General features: G+C 68.5%; 17 protein-coding genes and 1 pseudogene. 9 read left to right on the forward strand and 9 right to left on the reverse strand.

What is annotated here, in order from left to right; translation table 11 throughout:
* Both AC07DS_RS09040 and AC07DS_RS09045 read right to left on the reverse strand, forming a co-directional pair.
* Nucleotides 1-609, reverse strand: a pseudogene (locus tag AC07DS_RS09040) (murein biosynthesis integral membrane protein MurJ); the annotation flags it as partial.
* A gap of 46 nt (nt 610-655) precedes the next feature.
* The gene (locus AC07DS_RS09045) at nt 656-3,022 is read right to left on the reverse strand and encodes a DUF6049 family protein (protein WP_479143815.1); all 2,367 of its coding nucleotides are present in this window, start codon (nt 3,020-3,022) and stop codon (nt 656-658) included.
* 257 nt (nt 3,023-3,279) lie between these two features.
* Here AC07DS_RS09045 and AC07DS_RS09050 point away from each other — a divergent pair, with 257 nt between their 5' ends.
* On the forward strand, nt 3,280-4,746 hold the full coding sequence (locus tag AC07DS_RS09050; RefSeq protein WP_479143816.1) for a CCA tRNA nucleotidyltransferase: 1,467 nt from the start codon (nt 3,280-3,282) through the stop codon (nt 4,744-4,746).
* Nucleotides 4,747-4,790: 44 nt separating this feature from the next.
* Here the strand turns inward: AC07DS_RS09050 and AC07DS_RS09055 are convergent, their stop codons facing one another.
* The 3 genes from AC07DS_RS09055 to AC07DS_RS09065 all read right to left on the reverse strand — a co-directional run bounded on the left by AC07DS_RS09055 (nt 4,791) and on the right by AC07DS_RS09065 (nt 8,031).
* Entirely contained in the window at nt 4,791-6,101 is a 1,311-nt protein-coding gene (locus AC07DS_RS09055) for an MFS transporter (protein ID WP_479143817.1), read from the reverse strand.
* Between the two features lie 123 nt (nt 6,102-6,224).
* A complete protein-coding gene (locus AC07DS_RS09060; RefSeq protein ID WP_067000443.1) occupies nt 6,225-7,307 on the reverse strand; it encodes an inositol-3-phosphate synthase in 1,083 nt (360 codons plus the stop codon).
* 43 nt (nt 7,308-7,350) lie between these two features.
* Nucleotides 7,351-8,031, reverse strand: a complete 681-nt coding sequence (locus AC07DS_RS09065; RefSeq protein WP_479143818.1) for a PadR family transcriptional regulator — start codon at nt 8,029-8,031, stop codon at nt 7,351-7,353.
* Between the two features lie 363 nt (nt 8,032-8,394).
* Here AC07DS_RS09065 and AC07DS_RS09070 point away from each other — a divergent pair, with 363 nt between their 5' ends.
* Both AC07DS_RS09070 and AC07DS_RS09075 read left to right on the forward strand, forming a co-directional pair.
* Nucleotides 8,395-11,058, forward strand: coding sequence for a transglycosylase domain-containing protein (locus AC07DS_RS09070; RefSeq protein ID WP_479143819.1), 2,664 nt, complete (start codon nt 8,395-8,397; stop codon nt 11,056-11,058).
* 129 nt (nt 11,059-11,187) lie between these two features.
* On the forward strand, nt 11,188-12,720 hold the full coding sequence (locus AC07DS_RS09075) for a glycosyltransferase family 87 protein (RefSeq protein ID WP_479143820.1): 1,533 nt from the start codon (nt 11,188-11,190) through the stop codon (nt 12,718-12,720).
* A gap of 121 nt (nt 12,721-12,841) precedes the next feature.
* Here the strand turns inward: AC07DS_RS09075 and AC07DS_RS09080 are convergent, their stop codons facing one another.
* The 3 genes from AC07DS_RS09080 to AC07DS_RS09090 form a co-directional block, all read right to left on the reverse strand.
* Nucleotides 12,842-13,873 carry an alanine racemase gene (locus AC07DS_RS09080; protein WP_145878931.1) on the reverse strand — a complete coding sequence of 344 codons (1,032 nt, stop codon included), beginning with the start codon at nt 13,871-13,873 and terminating at the stop codon, nt 12,842-12,844.
* An 83-nt stretch (nt 13,874-13,956) separates the two neighbouring features.
* Nucleotides 13,957-15,078, reverse strand: coding sequence for a peptidoglycan bridge formation glycyltransferase FemX (gene femX / locus AC07DS_RS09085; protein ID WP_479143821.1), 1,122 nt, complete (start codon nt 15,076-15,078; stop codon nt 13,957-13,959).
* Between the two features lie 180 nt (nt 15,079-15,258).
* Nucleotides 15,259-15,576, reverse strand: a complete 318-nt coding sequence (locus AC07DS_RS09090; protein WP_479143822.1) for a hypothetical protein — start codon at nt 15,574-15,576, stop codon at nt 15,259-15,261.
* A 265-nt stretch (nt 15,577-15,841) separates the two neighbouring features.
* On the opposite strand from AC07DS_RS09090, the gene rpsF reads away from it, so the two are divergent.
* The 4 genes from rpsF (at nt 15,842) to rplI (ending at nt 17,539) form a co-directional block, all read left to right on the forward strand.
* Entirely contained in the window at nt 15,842-16,132 is a 291-nt protein-coding gene (rpsF, locus tag AC07DS_RS09095) for a 30S ribosomal protein S6 (protein WP_005482942.1), read from the forward strand.
* Between the two features lie 80 nt (nt 16,133-16,212).
* Nucleotides 16,213-16,797 (forward strand): single-stranded DNA-binding protein, encoded by a 585-nt coding sequence (locus tag AC07DS_RS09100; RefSeq protein WP_479143823.1) that lies wholly within the window; start codon nt 16,213-16,215, stop codon nt 16,795-16,797.
* 40 nt (nt 16,798-16,837) lie between these two features.
* Nucleotides 16,838-17,074: a 30S ribosomal protein S18 gene (gene rpsR / locus AC07DS_RS09105; RefSeq protein WP_003949403.1), complete on the forward strand. Its 237-nt coding sequence runs from the start codon at nt 16,838-16,840 to the stop codon at nt 17,072-17,074.
* Nucleotides 17,075-17,092: 18 nt separating this feature from the next.
* Nucleotides 17,093-17,539, forward strand: a complete 447-nt coding sequence (rplI, locus tag AC07DS_RS09110; protein WP_067000461.1) for a 50S ribosomal protein L9 — start codon at nt 17,093-17,095, stop codon at nt 17,537-17,539.
* A 113-nt stretch (nt 17,540-17,652) separates the two neighbouring features.
* Here the strand turns inward: rplI and AC07DS_RS09115 are convergent, their stop codons facing one another.
* A complete protein-coding gene (locus tag AC07DS_RS09115) occupies nt 17,653-18,990 on the reverse strand; it encodes an MATE family efflux transporter (protein ID WP_479143824.1) in 1,338 nt (445 codons plus the stop codon).
* Between the two features lie 458 nt (nt 18,991-19,448).
* Between AC07DS_RS09115 and dnaB the strand changes: the two genes are divergently transcribed.
* Nucleotides 19,449-20,924: a replicative DNA helicase gene (dnaB, locus tag AC07DS_RS09120; RefSeq protein WP_145878923.1), complete on the forward strand. Its 1,476-nt coding sequence runs from the start codon at nt 19,449-19,451 to the stop codon at nt 20,922-20,924.
* Nucleotides 20,925-21,006: 82 nt separating this feature from the next.
* Nucleotides 21,007-22,395, forward strand: coding sequence for a serine hydrolase domain-containing protein (locus AC07DS_RS09125; protein WP_479143825.1), 1,389 nt, complete (start codon nt 21,007-21,009; stop codon nt 22,393-22,395).
* Nucleotides 22,396-22,490: the final 95 nt, after the last annotated feature.

Below are 22,490 nucleotides of genomic sequence, written 5' to 3' on the forward strand. Positions count from 1 at the left end.
GTAGTTGGCGTCTTTGTTTCGTCCTTTGGGTTCGGTTGTCTCTCGTTGTCTCGCGGCTCCCCCCCACCCCCCCCCTGGCCCCCCCCCGGCCCCCGCCCCCCCCCCCGCCCCGCCCCCGGCCGGGAGATCCATCGGCGCGGGCGCACCGCCCTGCTGCTGGTCCCGGAAGAGGTGCGCGAAGGCGTCGGGCTGGTGGTACTCCTCGCCGGAGTGCGACACCAGGTCGTCCACGCCCACGAACTGGGTCGTACGGGGGTCGTCTCCGTACGGCAGGTACTGGGCCGCGCCCTCCGGCTCCGGCGCCGGGGTCTGTGCCCACACGCGCGGGTCGGGGGCGTACGGCGACTGGGCCGGAGGACCGTACAGAGGCTGCTGCTGCTCGTACGTGCCCGGGGGCGGCGGGGGGTGCGCGGCACGGTCGTAGAGCGCCTCGGCGACCGGGTCCTGGGCAGCGAGATCGTGGTCCCGGTAGGGGTCCTGGTCGTAGGCGTCCTGGAGGTACATGTCCGCAGCGTGCTGCGGCGGCACCTGCCCGGACTCGGGCGTCGGCTCGGGGTAGCCGGAGCCGGCCGCGCCCTGACCGCGGTCACCGTCGTACGGCGCGTTCATGGTTACCCCACCTCATCGTCCCGGGCCACACCGGCCACGACATCGCTCAACGGTCCACTCTCTCACCCGTCCCGGACGGGTCGGTGCTTTCCGGTGCGGTGTCCGGTGCAGGGTCACTCGGCTGCTCCGGGTCGTCTTCCCCGGAGTGGGCGTCGGACTCCTCCGGGAGACGGTCCCCGGGGGCGCCGGGGTTCCCGGGCTTCTCACCGGGGTCCTCCCCCGCGGCGTCGGGGCCGTCGTCCTCGGCCTGGCGGGCGGCCGCGCGCTTGCGCTGGGTGTACATCCGGAAGCCGGCCAGGACCAGGAGGAGCACGCCGCCGCCGATGACCAGCATGACCGTGGGCGTGACCTCGGTGACCTTCACATCGAACTGGACGGGGTCGCCGTATTCCTGTCCGTCCTCGGTGTAGAGCTGGGCGTAGACCGAGACCCGGCCGTTGGCGTTGGCCGAGGTGGTGAACTTCACGGACTGGCTGTGGCCGCCGGAGACCTCGACGGGCTGCTCGTAGTAGGCCTTGCCGTGGACCTTCAGGCGGGTCGGGTTCGTCGAGGTGAGCCGCAGCACGAGGTGGTTCACGGGCTGGACGAGGTTGTTCTGGACGGTCACCGGGATGGTGGCGCTGCGCCCGGAGAGCTTGGTCTCGGACTTGTCGATCAGTTTGACCTGGTCGGCGAGTTCGTCGAGCCAGTTCTCCACGTCACCCCGGAAGCTGTCCGCCTCTGTGCTGCGGTCGCGCCACGACGTGGACATCTCACGGTTTATGGCCCTGCCGAACGGGGTGACCACGCGGGACTGGTCGCTGAGGATCACCTTGAAGTTGTCGAGCTTGTCCTGCGTGCGCGCGATCTGCTCGAAGGCCGTCCTGGGCAGCTCCTGCTTGCGCAGCGAGGAGGGGTAGACGGACGTGGACGGGATGCGCGTGGTGGCGTCCGGGTCGGGTTTGGCCTTGGCGGCCGCGGTGAGGTTCTGCGACTGTGACCAGGTGTCGTCCTGGAGCGCCTTCAGCGCCGTCGCCATCGCCTGGGCCTGGCTCGCCGACGGCATCCGCTGCGGAGCGACGACGATGCTGCGCTGCTCGTCCGTCTGCGCGTTCAGCTCCAGACTCTGCGCCAGGAACTCCTGCACGGCGAGCGTGGCCGAGTCCGCCTTGGTCAGATCGCCCTCGAAGGCGGTGGACAGCCGTGCGTCGGCCGCCACCGCCGTCGTGCCGCCGCCGACGGGGCGGGCGGCGGAAGGGGTGTAGGACAGCCCGGCGGTCTCCTGGAGGCTGTCACTGCGGGCAATCACCCGGTCGGCACCGGCCGAGGTGGCGACCTTCATGATCGACGGGTCCACGGCGCCGTCCACCGGCCAGGCGAAATCCGTGTCCGGTGTGACATGAAGCACGGTCTTCACGGTGGTGGCGGCGACGTCGGTGGCGTCCTTGAGGTGGCTGAGCGAGCCGGTGACGCTGGTGCCGCTGTGCGCGAGGGAGGCCAGGTCCGGGTCGGCGAAGGGCAGGGCGACGACCTCCTTGCCCGCCACGGCCTTCTGGAGGCCCGCCAGCCACTGCTTGGCGACCGCCTGGTGGGTGCCGGCCGTGGTGGTGTTGCCGTCGCCCTGGACGCGGTAGTTGCCCGCCATCGCGTCCACCGACGCCAGCAGGTCCGGGTCGATCACCCAGGTGACGTCGAGGTCCTTGCCCAGCTCCAGCATCTGTGCGAGGCGACCGCCCGGGGCGATCTCCTTGGCCAGGTCGTCGTTGAGGAAGACCGGCGTCTGCAGCTCACCGGCACCCGTCCTGGCCGTCATGTGGACCGTGGAGATCAGCGGCCAGAGGAACGTCGTCTTCGTCTTCGTGTCGGCCTCGGCGGGCTGCCACGGCAGGAACGTCCGCTGGACGCCGAGGACCTGGTCCCAGGGCTGCGCGGAGGTCTGGCCGGACAGGGCGACGCCGAACTCGTAGACGCCGTCGTCGCCGAGGTCGAGTTTGTCCACCGGGACCGAGATGCTGAAGTGCTCGGCGACGCCCGGGGCGAGCTTGGAGAACTTCTCCTCGTACTTTCCGCCGACCTCGGTGCCGGTCCCGCCCTGGAGGTCGTCGGAGTGCTGGGCGACCCCGTCGATCGCCGAGCGCGTGTTCAGCATGCGACCCACCCGCAGGCCCACGTGGGCGCCGGTGACGGCCTGCTTGCCGTTGTTGGTCACCGTGCCGGACACGGTCAGCGTGTCGCCGTCCGTGGGGGCGCTGGGGCTGAGCGAGTCGACCGAGACGGACACGGGGTCCGAGGAGGCGGCCTGTGCCGGTCCCGCGGCGGGAAGCTGGAGGAGCCCGGCCAGCAGGGGTGCCCCGGCGAGCAGTCCTCCGGTGCGCCGCAGCCACCGGCGCACAGGTGAGGCACTGGTCCCCTGGAAGTCAGCCGCCTCGGCCACGCGCTCGCCCGTCCCTCGTCGTCGTCAGTGGTCGTCGGAATGTGCGTCCACGCATGGTAACGAGGCGCGCTGAGGGGAAGTGCCGCGGTCTGCTTAACAAGATCGAGAGGCAGTAGCGACGCGTCCTCTATATCTAGTATCGAGGGGAGAGCGGATGTACGCCGTAAGCGCAGCCCTTGTGCGCTTATGACAGGAGGCATCCGTGCCCGTTCAAACGAGGCGCCCCAAGGTGCCGGGGCCACGTACCCTTTTCTGTTGTGCCGAACCCCAACGATGACAATCCCTCTGCCCTGAGCCAGGCGCAGCAACGCGCTGTGAGCGAGCTGCTACGGGTGGCCCCCGTGGCCGACGATCTCGCCCGCCGTTTCCAGGAGGCCGGGTTCTCGCTCGCCCTGGTGGGCGGCTCGGTCCGCGACGCGCTGCTCGGCCGGCTCGGCAACGACCTGGATTTCACCACCGACGCGCGCCCCGAGGACGTACTGAAGATCGTGCGGCCCTGGGCGGACGCCGTCTGGGAGGTCGGGATCGCCTTCGGTACGGTCGGGGCGCAGAAGGATGCCCGTGTCGGAGACACTGATTGGCGCTTTCAGATCGAGGTGACCACCTACCGGTCCGAGGCGTACGACCGCACCTCACGCAAGCCCGAGGTGTCGTACGGCGACTCCATCGAGCAGGATCTGGTCCGTCGGGACTTCACGGTCAACGCGATGGCCGTGGCGCTGCCGGAGAAGGAGTTCATCGACCCGCACGGCGGCCTGGAGGACCTGGCGGCCCGGGTGCTGTGGACCCCCGGCACGCCGGAGGAGTCGTTCTCGGACGATCCGCTGCGGATGATGCGGGCTGCCCGGTTCGCCGCTCAGCTGGACTTCGAAGTCGCTCCCGAGGTCGTCACGGCGATGACGGACATGGCCGGGCGGATCGAGATCGTCTCGGCGGAGCGGGTCCGGGACGAGCTGAACAAGCTGATCCTCTCCGCGAACCCGCGCAAGGGTCTGAGCCTGCTGGTCGAGACCGGGCTCGCCGACCACGTCCTGCCCGAGCTGCCGGCCCTGCATCTGGAGCGTGACGAGCACCACCGGCACAAGGACGTCTACCACCACACGCTGATCGTGCTGGAGCAGGCGATGGCGCTGGAGGAGGACGGCCCCGACCTCACGCTGCGCCTGGCCGCCCTGCTGCACGACATCGGCAAGCCGCGCACCCGCCGCTTCGAGAAGGACGGCCGGGTCTCGTTCCACCACCACGAGGTGGTCGGCGCGAAGATGACCAAGAAGCGCATGACGGCCCTGAAGTACTCCAACGACCTGGTGAAGGACGTCTCACGTCTGGTCGAACTCCACCTGCGCTTCCATGGCTACGGCACCGGCGAATGGACGGATTCGGCGGTGCGCCGCTACGTCCGTGACGCGGGCCCGCTCCTGGACCGTCTGCACAAGCTGACCCGCTCCGACTGCACCACGCGCAACAAGCGGAAGGCGGCCGCGCTGTCGCGGGCCTACGACGGTCTGGAGGGGCGCATCGGGCAGCTCCAGGAGCAGGAGGAGCTGGACTCGATCCGCCCGGACCTCGATGGCAACCAGATCATGGAGATCCTGGGTGTCGGTCCTGGCCCCGTCATCGGCAAGGCGTACAAGCACATGCTGGAGCTGCGCCTCGAGCACGGTCCGATGGAGCACGATGCGGCGGTGTCGGCCCTCAAGGAGTGGTGGGCCGAACAGGGCTGAGACCGCGGGCCGGGTCATGTTTCACGTGAAACATGACCGAGGGTCTAGCGAGGGGGCGATGTTTCACGTGAAACATCGCCCCCTCTGCTGTCCCGTCGTGCTTCGAAGCGGGCCATGGCCACCGCGACCCCGCCGTAGATCAGTGCGACGAACAACACCAGCACCACCGAACGGCCGTCCGGTGGGAGCATCAGGGCCGCCACTCCGGCAGCACTCACGAAGGCGACGTTGAAGAGGACGTCGTACAGGGAGAAGATCCGGCCCCGGAAACCGTCCTCGACCGAGGACTGGACGATCGTGTCCGTGGCGATCTTGGCTCCCTGGGTGATCAACCCCAGGACGAAGGCCGCGACCATCAGGGGGCCGGTGGCGAACCACAGACCCAGCGCAGGCTCCAGAACCGTGGCCGCGCCGGAGCAGACCACGATCCAGCGGCCGGGGCCGAGCCGTCCCACCGCCCACGGCGTCACCACGGCGGCCGCGAAGAAGCCCGCGCCGGACACCGCCACGGCGAGTCCGAGCAGCCGCAGTCCTTCGTCCGGGGTCGCGGCGAGGGTGTACCGGCACAGCATGAGGAGCAGGACGAGGAGCGCGCCGTAGCAGAAGCGCATCAGCGTCATCGAGGCCAGCGCCCAGGCCGCCTCCCGGCGCCGGGGCTCGGCCAGATGCCGCACGGCCGCGAGGAGATCCCGTGCGGTGTCGGCGACCGCGGTCCGTAGGTGGGGCTGCGCCGGCGCCCGGTCGGGGCCCAACAGCGCGGGAGCCATTCTCAGGGAGGTCAGCGCGGCACAGAGATAGAGGAAGGCCCCGAGCAGGACCACCGCGGCATCGGAGCCCGACGCCACGAGCCGTACGAGGAAGGCGAGGCCGCCGCCCGCGGTCGCGGCGAGTGTTCCGGCCGTCGGGGACAAGGAGTTGGCGATCACCAGGCGCTCGGCGTCGACCACGCGCGGCAGGGCGGCCGACAGTCCGGCGAGGACGAAGCGGTTGACGGCCGTGACACACAACGCGGACACGTAGAACAGCCAGTCCGGCACCGAGCTGACCATCAGTACCGCGGTGGCCGCCGCCAGCAGCGCCCGCAGCAGGTTGCCGTACACGAGGACCTGGCGGCGCCGCCATCGGTCCAGCAGGACGCCCGCGAAGGGACCGACCAGCGAGTAAGGGAGCAGCAGGACCGCCATCGCCGAGGCGATCGCCACGGCCGAGGTCTGTTTCTCCGGGGAGAAGACGACGTACGCGGCGAGTGCGACCTGGTAGACGCCGTCGGCGCCCTGCGAGAGGAGGCGTACGGACAGCAGACGTCGGAAGTCCCGCAGACGCAGCAGGACGCGCAGGTCACGGACGACGGGCATGGAGCAAAGCCTCACATATGCCGAGGGTCCCCGAGTCAGGAAACCCGGGGACCCTCACAGCCCTGGCAGGAGCGTTCTGTGCGGTGCGCCTGCCTGTCGGGCTAGCGCACCGCGTGGTGCCGACTAGCGCTCGACTTCACCGCGGATGAACTTCTCGACGTTCTCGCGGGCCTCGTCGTCGAAGTACTGGACCGGCGGGGACTTCATGAAGTAGCTCGACGCCGACAGGATCGGGCCGCCGATGCCGCGGTCCTTGGCGATCTTCGCGGCGCGCAGGGCGTCGATGATGATGCCGGCGGAGTTCGGGGAGTCCCAGACCTCGAGCTTGTACTCCAGGTTCAGCGGGACGTCGCCGAAGGCGCGGCCCTCGAGGCGGACGTACGCCCACTTGCGGTCGTCCAGCCAGGCGACGTAGTCGGACGGGCCGATGTGGACGTTCTTCTCGCCGAGGTCCCGGTCGGGGATCTGGGAGGTGACGGCCTGCGTCTTGGAGATCTTCTTGGACTCGAGGCGGTCACGCTCGAGCATGTTCTTGAAGTCCATGTTGCCGCCGACGTTCAGCTGCATCGTGCGCTCGAGGCGCACACCACGGTCCTCGAACAGCTTCGCCATGACGCGGTGCGTGATGGTGGCGCCGACCTGGGACTTGATGTCGTCACCGACGATCGGGACGCCCGCCTCGGTGAACTTGTCCGCCCACTCCTTGGTGCCGGCGATGAAGACCGGAAGGGCGTTGACGAAGGCGACCTTGGCGTCGATGGCGCACTGGGCGTAGAACTTCGCCGCGTCCTCGGAACCGACGGGCAGGTAGCAGACGAGCACGTCGACCTGCTTGTCCTTGAGGACCTGGACGACGTCGACCGGCTCCTCGGCGGACTCCTCGATGGTGAGGCGGTAGTACTTGCCCAGGCCGTCGAGGGTGTGGCCGCGCTGGACCGTGACGCCGGTGTTCGGAACGTCGGTGATCTTGATGGTGTTGTTCTCGGAGGCGCCGATCGCGTCCGCGAGGTCGAGGCCGACCTTCTTGGCGTCCACGTCGAAGGCGGCGACGAACTCGACGTCACCGACGTGGTAGTCGCCGAACTGCACGTGCATCAGGCCGGGGACCTTCGACGCCGGGTCGGCGTCCTTGTAGTACTCGACTCCCTGCACCAGCGACGCGGCGCAGTTGCCCACGCCGACGATGGCTACGCGAACCGAACCCATTCCGGTTGCTCCCTGTGTGTACGAGTGAGGCCCTGAGTGGGTCTCACGTGGCGGTGTCGCCGGGCGTATCCGTCCGGGGGGTCTCCCCGGGACGGGGCAGGCCGCCCGTCGCTCCAGTTGTGGTGTCCTGCTGAGCGGACCCCCCGGGTGCGGAACCCTTCAGGTCCCGACCGGCCCGCTCGCTCTCGATGAGCTCGTTCAGCCAGCGCACTTCGCGCTCCACGGACTCCATACCGTGGCGCTGGAGCTCAAGCGTGTAGTCGTCGAGGCGCTCCCGGGTGCGCGCCAGGGAGGCGCGCATCTTCTCCAGGCGCTCCTCCAGGCGGCTGCGCCGGCCCTCCAGCACGCGCATGCGCACATCGCGCGACGTCTGCCCGAAGAAGGCGAACCGTGCGGCGAAGTGCTCGTCCTCGTAAGCGTCAGGTCCGGTCTGTGAAAGAAGCTCCTCGAAGTGCTCCTTACCTTCTGCCGTCAACCGGTACACGATTTTCGCGCGACGTCCGGCGAGGGCAGCGGCGAGGGCGTCCTCATGGGTGCTGCCTTCCTCGATCAACCAGCCGTTGGCGACCAGCGTCTTGAGGCAGGGGTAGAGGGTCCCGTAGCTGAACGCCCGGAACACACCCAGAGACGTGTTGAGTCGTTTGCGCAGCTCATAGCCGTGCATCGGGGACTCGCGCAGCAGCCCGAGTACGGCGAACTCAAGGATGCCGGAACGCCGGCTCATGATCGCCTCCTCTCGGTCCGCAGCGTCTTTATCTCGCGCTGATGTATCGACTCGATACATCACGACGATAGAACGGCCTTCCGTATGCGACAAGAGGGAAGACGGTGAACGGGATCACATCACCGATTCGTTGGAAGCGAGTTGCCTGTTTTGGGGTGAACTTCGGGGCTCGGCAGGTTTTGGCGGTGCGTAGTCTGTGCGGCATGCACGCCACCGGGAACCAAGTGACGCCTGGGGGGCGTCGTCGTCCTCGGTGCGGTACGGGTGAATGCAGAACCGACCACATCCGTACTTCGGGGGGACCGGAAACCAGCCGCCGTTCCAGGCGCGCAAGGGTGCGCCTGCCCGAGGAGTAATCGTTCGATGAGCGAGCACCGTCGCAAACCGCCGCAGCCGCAGGGAGGCGGACGTGCCGCGGCCCGAGGCGGCCAGTCCGGCCCGTCCTCCGGCCACCGCGCGGCACCGCGAGGCGCCACCGGGTCTTCTGCCGACTCCTATGGTTCCAGTTCCCATGGGTCGGATCCCTACGGCTCGGGGGGTGAGGAGCGCCCCTACGGCAGCCGTGCCGAGGCCCGTCGGGCGGCGCAGAGAGGCGGCGGCAGGCGCCGTGCGGCCGACAACGGAGGTCCGGGTGGCCGGCGCGGCGGTCCGGGCGGACCGACCGGTCCCGGACGCGGCAGAGGCCGTGCGACGGCAGCGCCGGGGAAGAAGCGGTTCATCGACTACCCGAGGTCGGGCAAGTACGGCTGGCACCGCTGGGTGCCGTCCTGGAAGCTCGTCTCGGGGCTGTTCATCGGCTTCGTCGGCGGTCTTGTCGCCGCGGTCGGCATCGGCTTCGCGATGGTGCAGATCCCCAGCGAGAACATCGCCGCCCAGTCGCAGAACAACGTCTACTACTGGGCCGACGGCTCTCAGATGGTGGCCACGGGCACCGGCGTCAACCGGCAGAACGTCACCATCGACAAGATCCCCGAGGCCATGCAGTACGCGGTGATCTCGGCCGAGAACAAGAGCTTCTACAAGGACTCGGGTGTCGACCCCATGGGTATCGCCCGAGCCTTGGCCAACATGGCGCGAGGCGGCCAGACGCAGGGTGGTTCGACCATCACCCAGCAGTTCGTCAAGAACACGTACCTGAGCCAGGACCAGACCGTCACCCGCAAGTTCCGTGAGATGTTCATCTCCATAAAGGTGGGTGCCAAGCTCACGAAGCCGCAGATCCTCCAGGGCTATCTGAACACCTCGTACTACGGCCGTGGTGCCTACGGCATCCAGGCCGCCGCCCAGACCTACTACGGCGTGGACGCGGTCAGGCTCCAGCCGAGCCAGTGCGCCGTCCTCGCGGCGCTGCTGAAGGGCCCGACGTACTACGACCCGGCGGGCAACCAGGACCTGGACAAGTCGGCGACCCCGGATGCGAACCGCAAGCGCTCCGAAGAGCGCTGGCGCTGGATCCTCGGTGAGATGCACAAGGACCATCACCTCACCGACGTCGACTACCAGAAGGCCATCAAGAAGTACCCCGTGCCCCAGGGCCGCAAGGCGACCAAGGGCATGACCGGCCAGATCAGTTACCTGGCCGACACGGCGAAGAAGTACGTCCTGAACCACTCCGACAACATCACCGAGGCGCAGTTCGACAAGGGCGGCTACCAGATCTACACGACCTTCAAGAAGGACAAGGTCAACGCCCTGGCTGCGGCCGTGAAGAAGATCCAGAAGGCGCGCATCGACCCGAAGCGCCGCGACCTGGACAAATACGTCCAGTTCGGTGCGGCGTCGGTGGTGCCCAAGGACGGTGCGATCGTCGCCCTCTACGGCGGTGACGGTTACGAGAACGGGCACTTCACCAACAACGCCGACACCTCGGGTGTCCCCGTCGGCTCGACCTGGAAGCCGTTCGTGCTGGCCGCTGCCATGGAGTACGGCACCTACAAGTCCAACGGTGTGGGCATCTCCCCGTTGAGCAAGTACAACGGCAACGACCACCTCAAGGTGATGAACCCGGACGGGACGCCCTACCTCAACAAGGACAACACGAACTTCTTCCAGAACAACGAGAGCCCTCACAAGTGGGGGTACATCACCTTGCGCAAGGCGATGGAGCAGTCCATCAACACGCCGTTCGTCCAGCTAGGCATGGACGTCGGGATGAGGCACGTGCGGGACGTCGCGAAGTCGGCCGGCATTCTCGACCAGACCATGTCGACGCTCAACCCGTCGTTCGCCATCGGTACCTCCACCCCCAGCGCGATCCGTATGGCCGACGCCTACGCGACCTTCGCGGCGTCCGGCAAGCAGGCGGATCCGTACTCCGTGACCCGCCTCAAGAAGGACGGCGAGGACCAGCCCGGCTTCACCAAGCCCAAGGTCAAGCAGCCGATGGACTCGAACGTCGCCGACAACGTCACGGACGTCCTGAAGAACGTGATCCAGAACGGTACGGGTCAGAACGCCAAGGCCCTGGGCCGTACGGCGGCGGGCAAGACCGGTACCACCGACAGCAACAAGTCGGCCTGGTTCGTCGGTTACACCCAGCAGCTGTCCACCTCGGTGGCGATGTTCCGCGAGAACCCGAAGGACCACAAGCTGCTGTCGATGAACGGCACGGCGGGCGTTCCGTCGATCCATGGTGGTGACATCCCGACGTCGGTGTGGACCGAGTACATGAGGGACGCGCTGCAGGGGACGAACGATTCGGGCTTCCCGGCCGCCACCGAGATCGGCAAGGTTCAGGACGAGGTGGGCGCGCCGTCCCCGACCCCCTCGGTCACGATCACGCCGAGCCCGACGCCGGACGACTCGCCGAGCCCGACGCCGAGCGCGACGATCACGTCCCCGTCTCCGACGCCGAGCGACTCCTGCCAGTTCGGCTGGGGCAACAGCTGTAACACCAACGGCGGCACAGGCAACGGTGGCACGGACGGTGGGACGACACCCACGCCGACAGTCACCGACACCACCGGCACCGGCGGCAACAGCAGAGGCAATGGCAACGGAGGCATCTTCGCAGGTCAGAATGGCTAGCCAGGCAGTCTGACCGATTGGCGGTCATATCGTCCGCCAAGGGTGTTTCACGTGAAACGAGGGCCGCCGCACCCACGAGGTGCGGCGGCCCTCGGCGTATTCCTAGACAGGTACGGCAGGATGTGGCCCATGCCCAGTGCAGAGATGACGCCCGCGAGCGTGCACGAGCCCGAGCCCGTGCGGCCTGCCGGTGCGGAGCCGGTGCGGCCGACCAGGGAGGACGAGGTCGCCGCGGCCGGGAGTGAGCTGATCGGTGGTCCCATCGGGCGGCGCGCCCTGCTCGGGACGACCTGGTGGACCCCCGTACGGGTCGTCGCGCTCGTCGCGATCGGCATGTTCGCGCTCGGCCTCGTCCAGAAGGCGCCCTGCTATCAGAGCGCCTGGTTCTTCGGCGCGAGCTCGCAGTACACGCACGCCTGCTACTCGGACATCCCGCACCTCTATCAGGGGCGCGGCTTCGCCGACGGGCTGGTGCCGTACTTCGACAAGCTCCCGGGCGACATGGACTACCTCGAATACCCGGTGCTGACCGGTGTGTTCATGGAGGTGGCCGCCTGGCTCACGCCCGGCAGCGGCACCATCCAGCACCAGGAGCAGTGGTACTGGTTCGTCAACGCAGGGATGCTGATGGCCTGTGCGGCCGCCATCGCCGTCTGTGTGGCCCGCACCCACCGCCGGCGCCCCTGGGACGGCCTGCTGGTCGCTCTGGCGCCTGCCTTCGCCCTCACCGCCACCATCAACTGGGACCTGCTGGCGGTGGCTCTGACGGCCGCCGCGATGCTGATGTGGTCACGGGGCCGTGCCCTGGCCTTCGGAGTCCTCCTGGGGCTCGCCACGGCCGCCAAGCTCTATCCGGTCTTCCTGCTCGGCCCGCTGCTGGTGCTGTGCTGGCGGGCCGGCAAGTGGCGGGAGTTCTTCCAGGCCGTGGGCGGAGCCGTCGTCGCCTGGCTCGTCGTGAACCTGCCGGTCATGCTCTTCGCCTTCCAGGGCTGGTCGAAGTTCTACACGTTCAGTCACGACCGGGGTGTCGACTTCGGCTCCTTCTGGCTGATCTGGGCGCAGAACTCCAGCAACCCGCCCACCACCGACTTCGTGAACACCGCCGCCACGGTGCTGGTGGTGCTGTGCTTCCTCGGCATCGCAGCCCTCACGCTGACCGCCCCGCGCCGGCCGCGCTTCGCCCAGCTCGCTTTCCTGATGGTGGCGGCGTTCATCCTCACCAACAAGGTCTACTCGCCGCAGTACGTCCTGTGGCTGGTACCGCTGGCCGTCCTCGCCCGGCCCAAGTGGCGGGACTTCCTGATCTGGCAGGCGTGCGAGGTGGCGTACTTCCTGGGTATCTGGATGTACCTCGCCTACACGACCAGCGGAGATGCCCACAAGGGTCTGCCGACGCAGGGCTACCACTGGGCGATCATGTTGCACCTGCTGGGCACGCTGTACCTGTGCGTCGTCGTCGTACGCGACATCCTCATGCCCGAGCGGGACGTGGTGCGCCGGTCCGGCGACGACGACCCCTCGGGCGGGGTGCTCGACGGCGCAGAGGACGTCTTCGTACTCGGGGCGGCGACCCGTCCCCCGCGGCACGCCGCCCACTTCGAGGCACCTCAGGTGGACTGGGGAAGGCCGGAAGCGCCATCGCACGAGGGCCGTTCGCTCTGAGCGAACGCCCTTTCGGTGCCCCCTCGGCACCCTGTGGGGTCCCTCGGCGGGCACGAAGAAGGCCATACACGAAGAAGGCCGTACACGAACGTCGTGTACGGCCTTTTCGCTTCGGCCCGGACTAGCGGTCCATGATCCGATCGAACTGCGTGGTGGTGTGGCGCAGATGGGCCACCAGCTCGTCACCGACCGTGGGCTCGGGGGCGTCCGACGGGACGAACAGGATCGACACCTGCATGTGCGGCGGCTCGGCGAACCAGCGCTGCTTGCCGCCCCAGACGAACGGAGAAAGGTTCCGGTTCACCGTGGCGAGGCCGGCCCGTGCGACGCCCTTGGCGCGTGGCATGACGCCGTGCAGGGCCTTCGGGGCCTCCAGGCCCACCCCGTGCGACGTACCGCCTGCCACGACCACCAGGTAGCCGTCAGAGGCCGCCTTCTGCTGCCGGTAGCCGAAGCGGTCGCCCTTGGCCACGCGCGTGACGTCCAGGACGGCGCCGCGGTACTCCGTGGCCTCGTGGTCCCCCAGCCACAGCCGGGTGCCGATGCGGGCGCGGAACCGGGTCTGCGGGAACTGCTGCTGGAGCCGGGCGAGTTCCTCGGCCTTGAGATGGCTGACGAACATGGTGTGCAGCGGCAGCCGGGCCGCCCGCAGCCGGTCCATCCAGCCGATGACCTCCTCGACGGCGTCCGAGCCGTCGGTGCGGTCCAGCGGCAGGTGGATGGCGAAGCCCTCCAGCCGGACGTTCTCGATGGCGGCGTGCAGCTGCGGCAGGTCCTGCTCGCTGATGCCGTGCCGCTTCATCGAGGACATCACCTCGATGACGACACGGGCGCCCACGAGGCCGTACACACCGTCGATCGACGACACCGAGCGGACCACCCGGTCCGGCAGCGGGACGGGCTCCTCACCGCGCCGGTACGGCGTCAGCACCAGCAGGTCACCGCTGAAGTAGTCCTTGATGCGCGCGGCCTCGTACGTGGTGCCGACGGCGAGGATGTCCGAGCCCAGGCGCGTGGCCTCCTCGGCCAGTCGTTCGTGCCCGAAGCCGTAGCCGTTGCCCTTGCAGACCGGGACGAGGCCCGGGAACTGCTCCTGCACGTGCTTGTGGTGCGCCCGCCAGCGCGCGGTGTCGACGTAGAGCGTGAGCGCCATGGCCGGACCTGGAACCTTTCTGGTGGCTGCGGTGAATCAGAGGTGCGAAAGCTGTGAAGCCTATGGAATCAAACGCCGGCGGCTCAGCGGCGCGACATGTAGATGTCGAGCGCCTTGTGGAGCAGCTTGTTCAGCGGGAAGTCCCATTCGCCCAGGTACTCGGCGGCCTGCCCGCCCGTGCCGACCTTGAACTGGATCAGGCCGAACAGGTGATCCGTCTCGTCCAGCGAGTCGGAGATGCCGCGCAGGTCGTAGACGGTGGCGCCGAGCGCGTAGGCGTCGCGCAGCATCCGCCACTGCATCGCGTTCGAGGGGCGGACCTCACGGCCGATGTTGTCGGAGGCGCCGTAGGAGTACCAGACGTGGCCGCCGACGATCAGCATGGTCGCGGCGGACAGGTTCACGCCGTTGTGGCGGGCGAAGTAGAGCCGCATCCGGTTGGGGTCCTCGGTGTTGAGGGCCGTCCACATGCGCTGGAAGTACGACAGCGGGCGGGGCCGGAAGTGGTCGCGCACGGCCGTGATCTCGTACAGCCGCTGCCACTCGGCGAGGTCCTGGTAGCCGCCCTGGACGACCTCGACACCGGCCTTCTCGGCCTTCTTGATGTTGCGGCGCCACAGCTGGTTGAAGTTCTTGTGGACCTCTTCCAGGGAACGGTTGGCCAGCGGCACCTGGAAGACGTAGCGGGGCTGCACGTCGCCGAAGCCGGCTCCGCCGTCCTCGCCCTGCTGCCAGCCCATGCGGCGCAGCTTGTCGGCCACCTCGAAGGCGCGCGGCTCGATGAGGTCGGCCTCCATGTCGCGCAGACGCTTCACGTCCGGGCTCTGGATGCCCCGCTTGATGGTTTCCGCGTTCCAGCGGCGGATGATCACCGGCGGGCCCATCTTCACGGAGAAGGCACCCTGCTGCTTGAGGTGCGCCAGCATCGGCTGGATCCAGTCGTCGAGGTTCGGCGCGAACCAGTTGATGACCGGGCCCTCGGGGAGGTAGGCCAGGTAGCGCTTGATCTTGGGCAGCTGACGGTAGAGGACCAGACCGGCGCCGACCATCTCGCTGGTGCGCTCGTCGAACCAGCCGAGGTGCTCCGAGCGCCACTCCGCCTTCACATCGGCCCAGGCCGGGACCTGCATGTGGCTCGCCGCCGGCAGGCTCTGGATGTATGCCAGATGCTGCTCGCGGCTGATGGTCCTCAGGGTCAGGCTCATGTCGGGGCGCTCCTCGGGCTGGTGTGTCCCCATGGGTTCAGGGGCTCCGGCTCTCGCGCCGAAGCCTACTGCGCCTTGCGAGCACCCCGGCTGGGGCGTACGGCACCTTCGCCCCGGCTTCTGGATGCCGAGGCGTTTTCACGGTGTCGGGGGAAGATGCCGGACCGGCGGCCGGACGGGTCAGCCGATGAGGCCCCCGAACAGTCCGCCGTTCGCCATACCGAGCATGAAGCCGACTCCCGAGGCACCGAGACCCAGGATCAGACCGGTCCGCTCACGCGTGGTCTCCGAGATCCACTGGCCGTACAGGCCGGTGATGATCCCCACCAGGCCGGTCCAGGACGCGAGCAGGTGAAGGCCGCCGAAGAAGGACGTGATGAAGGCGATCAGGCCCAGGACCAGCGTCGCCACCATCAGGGCGTCCTGGAGCGGATGGGGCTTGCCGTCGGTGGCGAAGAAGGATCCGGCGGTGTTGGGTCGCAATGCCTGCTGTGCCATGAGGCACCTCCTGCGGATCGCGGCGCACTGTAGCGCCATACACACCCGATGTGTACAGATTGAAGGGCCCCCGCCGCCGGATTTCAACCGGAAGCACGTGTGCAGGTAGTCTGTACCGTCTGCACCGGTGTCTGCCCGGACCGCTGCGGGGATCCCGTTGAGGAGCCCCCGATTGTCAGTGGTGGCCGATACCGTTGCGTACGCATCACAACCCTCCTGCCACGGAACGACCGTGGCCGCTGAGTCCAAAGGAGGTGGGTTCCACATGCGTCACTACGAGGTGATGGTCATCCTCGACCCCGATCTGGAGGAGCGCGCTGTCGCCCCCCTGATCGAGAACTTCCTCTCCGTCGTCCGTGAGGGCAACGGCAAGGTGGAGAAGGTCGACACCTGGGGCCGTCGTCGTCTCTCGTACGAGATCAAGAAGAAGCCCGAGGGCATCTACTCGGTCATCGACCTGCAGGCCGAGCCTGCGGTCGTGAAGGAGCTCGACCGCCAGATGAACCTGAACGAGTCGGTCCTCCGGACCAAGGTCCTCCGCCCCGAGACCCACTGAGCTTTCCCGCTCAGCTGATCTCGGGATCCGAGTAGCAGTAACAAGCAGCCAGAGCAGCAAACCCGCCGAGAGGTTCCCCCATGGCAGGCGAGACCGTCATCACGGTCGTCGGCAACCTTGTCGATGACCCCGAGCTGCGCTTCACCCCGTCCGGTGCGGCGGTCGCGAAGTTCCGCGTCGCGTCCACTCCCCGCACCTTCGACCGTCAGACGAACGAGTGGAAGGACGGCGAAAGCCTCTTCCTCACGTGCTCGGTCTGGCGTCAGGCGGCGGAGAACGTTGCCGAGTCGCTCCAGCGAGGCATGCGCGTCATCGTGCAGGGCCGGTTGAAGCAGCGGTCCTACGAGGACCGTGAGGGCGTCAAGCGCACGGTCTACGAGCTGGACGTCGAGGAAGTCGGCGCCAGCCTGCGCAACGCCACGGCCAAGGTCACCAAGACCGCCGCCGGTGGCGCTCGCGGTGGCCAGGGTGGTTACGGCGGCGGTGGCGGCCAGCAGGGCGGCGGCTGGGGCGGAGGCTCCGGCGGCGGCCAGCAGCAGGGCGGCGCTCCTGCCGACGACCCCTGGGCGACCGGCGCTCCCGCCGGTGGCAACAACCAGGGCGGCGGCGGCTGGGGCGGAGGCTCCGGCGGCGGTGGCGGCTACTCGGACGAGCCCCCCTTCTAGGGCTCGCATCCCCACTTCTTGATCACACAGGAGAAACACCATGGCGAAGCCGCCTGTGCGCAAGCCTAAGAAGAAGGTCTGCGCTTTCTGCAAGGACAAGGTCACGTACGTGGACTACAAGGACACGAACATGCTGCGGAAGTTCATTTCCGACCGCGGCAAGATCCGTGCCCGCCGCGTGACCGGCAACTGCACGCAGCACCAGCGTGACGTCGCCACGGCCGTCAAGAACAGCCGTGAGATGGCGCTGCTGCCCTACACGTCCACCGCGCGCTAAGGGAAGGGTGACCGACTAATGAAGATCATCCTCACCCACGAGGTCTCCGGCCTCGGTGCCGCTGGCGACGTCGTCGACGTCAAGGACGGTTACGCTCGCAACTACCTGATCCCGCGGAAGTTCGCTATCCGCTGGACCAAGGGTGGCGAGAAGGACGTCGAGCAGATCCGCCGCGCCCGCAAGATCCACGAGATCCAGACCATCGAGCAGGCCAACGCTGTGAAGGCCCAGCTCGAGGGCGTCAAGGTCCGCCTGGCCGTCCGCTCCGGCGACGCCGGCCGTCTCTTCGGTTCCGTCACCCCGGCCGACATCGCTTCCGCGATCAAGGCTTCCGGTGGCCCCGAGGTCGACAAGCGTCGCATCGAGCTGTCCGCCCCGATCAAGACCCTGGGCGCTCACGAGACGTCCGTGCGTCTGCACCCCGAGGTTGCCGCCAAGGTCAACATCGAGGTCGTCGCGGCGTGACGCTGCGCTCGTCTTGAGCAGCTGAGAGGGGCCGCCTCCTGTGAGGCGGCCCCTCTTCGCGTTCGGTCTCGGTGTGGCTGTGCGCCGGGCGCTGCATGTTTCACGTGAAACGGTCAGCGCGTCGCACCCGTCACGATCCAGCGGCCCGAGCGGGCGCGGAGCCAGAGGGTCAGCATCCTGACCGTCATCATGAGCGTCATGGCCGCCCAGAGTGCGGTGAGGCCTCCGCCCAGCGTGAGGACGAGCAGCGCCGCCGGGGCGAACACCGCCAAGGTCGCCACCATGGCCCAGGCCAGATACGGCCCGTCCCCGGCGCCCATCAGGACACCGTCCAGTACGAAGACGATTCCACAGACGGGCTGGGAGAGGGCCACCATCAGCAGTGCCGGAAGTGCCGCGTCCTTGACCACGGAGTCGCTGGTGAACAGCGGGAGGAACAGCGGCCGGGCGGCCACCACGAGGAGGCCCAGCACGACACCGGCGGCTATGCCCCACTGGACCATGCGGCGGCAGGCCTCGCGGGTGCCGCGGGCGTCGTTCGCGCCGAGGTAGCGGCCGATGATGGCCTGCCCCGCGATCGCGATCGCGTCGAGGGCGAAGGCCAGCAGGCTCCACAGGGACAGGATGATCTGGTGAGCGGCGATGTCGGCATCACCGAGGCGTGCGGCGACAGCCGTGGCGATCATGAGAATCGCCCGCAACGACAGCGTGCGGACGAGCAGAGGGACTCCGGCCTGAGCCGAGGCCCGGATACCGGCGGCATCCGGGCGCAGGGATGCCCCGTGCTTGCGGGCCCCGCGCACGACCACGACCAGATAGACGGCTGCCATGCCGCACTGTGCGATGACGGTGCCCCAGGCGGATCCGGCGATACCGAGTCCGGCGCCGTAGACGAGTCCCGCGTTGAGTGCGGCGTTGGCGACGAAGCCTGCGACAGCGACGTACAGCGGGGTTCTGGTGTCCTGCAGGCCGCGCAGCACGCCGGTGGCGGCGAGGAGGATCAGCATGGCCGGGATGCCGAGTGCGGAGATGCGCAGATACGTCGTGGCGTAGGGGGCGGCGGTGGCGGAGGCACCGAAGAGGTCCACGATGCCCGGGGCGAGCGGGAGTACGAGGGTGATGACCGCCACTCCGAGGAGCAGGGCGAGCCAGATACCGTCCATGCCCTGACGGATGGCTGCCTGGAGATCGCCGGAGCCGACGCGCCGGGCCACGGCGGCCGTGGTGGCGTAGGCGAGGAAGACGAAGACGCTCACGGCGGTGGTGAGGAGGGCCGAGGCCACGCCCAGACCGGCGAGCTGAGCGGTCCCGAGGTGGCCGACGATGGCGCTGTCGGCCATGACGAACAGAGGCTCCGCGACGAGTGCGCCGAAGGCCGGGACGGCCAGCGCGATGATCTCTCGGTCGTGCCGGCGGCGGGTGGCCTGGGGGATCGTCGGAGCCTGTGTCATGAGCACTAATCTAATCGTCCACAGGTAAGAGATGCAATTACCTACTGACCCTTACTCCCGGTCTCGAACCGTGCACATGAGCGCACCGTTCGAGGCGATCTTGGTCCGACTGGGGAAGTTTTTCTTCTGCACAGCCGGTGGACGGTAAAGAGCCAGGTCAAAGCGTTGTGCTCGGTGGGATCGAGGGCTTGTTCACAGGGCTGTCCACCGTGTCGTGCACAGGTTTCGGCAGGTTCTCCACAGCATCCGGGCCGTCGTCCACATGGCCTGTGGATAACCAGATTGGCTGACGGTGCCGACAGGCCTACCGTTGTCCGGCGCCCGCTCCTTCCCTCGGCTCGAGAAACGTCATAAAACCGACGTGCCGGAAGCGGAGTTGGGCCTCTCAATTGTCAGTGTCGTGCCGTACAACAGAGGGCACGGCGAGGTCCGCCGTGCGGACGGGAGGAGGTGGCTCGGTGAGCATTTCCGAGCCCTTGGACGATCCGTGGGCCGACAGCGGACCCAGCGATCGTCTGCCCGCCTCCCGTCGCCGAAGCGACGGCGGCCGGGGCCGTGACGAGCAGCACGACCGGGGCCGGGAGAACGGCGACTGGGAAGGCGGCTCCTCCTTCGAGCGGGTGCCGCCGCAGGACCTGGACGCCGAGCAGTCCGTGCTCGGCGGCATGCTGCTGTCCAAGGACGCCATCGCCGACGTCGTCGAGGTCCTCAAGGGCCACGACTTCTACAAGCCCGCGCACGAGACGATCTACCAGGCGATCCTCGACGTCTACGCGAAGGGTGAGCCGGCCGACCCCATCACCATCGCCGCCGAACTCACCAAGCGCGGCGAGATCAACAAGGTCGGCGGCGCGTCGTACCTGCACACCCTCGTCCAGACGGTGCCGACGGCGGCGAACGCCGAGTACTACGCGGAGATCGTCCACGAGCGAGCCGTCCTGCGCCGCCTGGTCGAGGCGGGCACCCGCATCACGCAGATGGGATACGCGGCCGACGACGACGTCGACGAGATCGTCAACCGCGCCCAGGCCGAGATCTATGCGGTTACCGAGCAGCGCACCAGCGAGGACTATCTGCCGCTCGGCGACATCATGGAGGGCGCCCTCGACGAGATCGAGGCGATCGGCTCGCGCAGCGGCGAGATGACCGGTGTGCCCACGGGCTTCACGGACCTGGACTCGCTGACCAACGGCCTGCACCCGGGCCAGATGATCGTCATCGCGGCCCGTCCCGCCATGGGTAAGTCCACACTCGCGCTGGACTTCGCCCGCGCGGCGTCGATCAAGCACAACCTGGCCAGCGTCATCTTCTCCCTCGAAATGGGGCGCAACGAGATCGCGATGCGTCTGCTGTCGGCCGAGGCGCGCGTGGCCCTGCATCACATGCGCTCGGGCACCATGACGGACGAGGACTGGACCCGCCTGGCGCGCCGGATGCCCGAGGTCTCCTCCGCGCCGCTCTACATCGACGACTCCCCGAACCTGTCGATGATGGAGATCCGCGCGAAGTGCCGCCGGCTGAAGCAGCGCAACGACATCAAGCTCGTGATCATCGACTATCTGCAGCTGATGCAGGCCGGTGGTTCCAAGCGCTCCGAGAGCCGTCAGCAGGAGGTCTCGGACATGTCCCGTAACCTCAAGCTGCTGGCCAAGGAGCTGGAGGTCCCGGTGATCGCGCTCTCGCAGCTCAACCGTGGTCCCGAGCAGCGCACGGACAAGAAGCCGATGGTGTCCGACCTGCGTGAGTCCGGCTCCATCGAGCAGGACGCCGACATGGTCATCCTTCTCCACCGCGAGGACGCCTACGAGAAGGAGTCACCGCGAGCGGGCGAGGCGGACATCATCGTGGGCAAGCACCGTAACGGCCCCACGGCGACGATCACCGTGGCCTTCCAGGGCCACTACTCCCGCTTCGTGGACATGGCCCAGACCTGACCCGGCCGGTTGCAGGTTGCCGACGCCCTCCTGCCGGGGAAATGGATTCGACGCATGGCGCCCCAGCGGATGGACTGGGCCCATGACGACATCGCAAGAAGAGCTGCTCCCCGGTACCCGGCGGGCGTTGCTGCACCGGATCGCGGTCGCGCAGGCCGAAGGACGGGCGCCCTCGCTGGTCGCCGCTGTCGTGCGGGACGGGCGGGCCGTCTGGCACGGGTCGCGTACCTCGGTGGACGGCCACGGGCCGGACGAGAACGTGCAGTACCGGATCGGGTCGATCACCAAGACGTTCACCGCCGTACTCGTGCTGCGGCTGCGTGACGAGGGCGTCCTCGATCTCGGTGATCCCCTGGAGAAGTATCTGCCGGGCACCGGGGCCGGTGAGGCGACGATCGCCGAACTGCTCGCACACACCGCCGGTTTGGCCGCCGAGTCGCCCGCGCCCTGGTGGGAGCGGACCCCGGGCTCACTGCGCCCCGAGCTGAGCGACGTCCTCGGCGAGCAGCCCCTCCTGCACCCCGTCGGCCGGCGCCACCACTACTCCAATCCCGGCTACACCCTGCTCGGCGCACTGGTGGAGGAGCTTCGGGGTGCTCCCTGGGAGGAGGTGCTGCGCAGCGAGGTGCTCGAACCCCTCGGCCTGCACCGCACCACCGCCCAGCCGCAGGCACCGCATGCGGGCGGCTGGGCGGTCCACCCCTGGGCCGACGCACTGCTGCCCGAACCGCTGGAGGATCTCGGCCGGATGGCCCCCGCCGGCCAGCTGTGGTCCACCACCGGTGACCTCGCGCGGTTCGCCGTCTTCCTGGCCGGGGGAGACGACCGGGTGCTGAGCGCGGAGTCGGTGCGCGAGATGCGGACGCCCGCGGCGCCGGCCGAGGCCGCGGACGTGGTGGACGGGGCGACCTACGGCCTCGGTATGCAGGTGCAGCGGCGGGACGGCAGGCTCCTGGTCGGCCACTCCGGTTCACTCCCCGGCTTCCTCGCGAACCTCACCATCAGCGTCGAGGACGATGTGGCGGCGGTGGTGCTGGCCAACTGCACCAGTGGCCCTCTGCTGGGAGCGGTGGGCGCCGATCTCGTCCGGATCGTCGCGGAGGCGGAGCCGCGCATCCCCGAGCCGTGGCGTCCGCTCAGTGAAGTCGACCCGGGCGTCCTTGAGTTGGCGGGGCAGTGGTACTGGGGGACGCACGCCTTCGCCCTGCGGGTGATGGCCGACGGGCTCCTCGCGCTGGGACCGCTGACCGGCGGCGGCCGCCGGGCCCGCTTCCGTTCGAACGGAGACGGGACGTGGACGGGACTGGAGGGGTACTACACCGGAGAGCTGCTGCGGCCCGTACGCCGCCCGGACGGCTCCCTGATCCATCTGGACCTCGGGTCGTTCGTGTTCACTCGGCAGCCCTACGAGGAGGGGGCCGAGGTGCCGGGTGGCGTGGATCCGAAGGGCTGGCGGGGGATCGCGGAGTAGGTGATTCGTCGGCAGGGGGGGGGGGGGGGGGGGGGGGGGGGCGGCACCCCCCCCCCCCCCCCCCCCCCCCTCCCCCCCCCCCCCCCACCCCCGGC

The organism is Streptomyces sp. NPDC044064 (assembly GCF_056434245.1).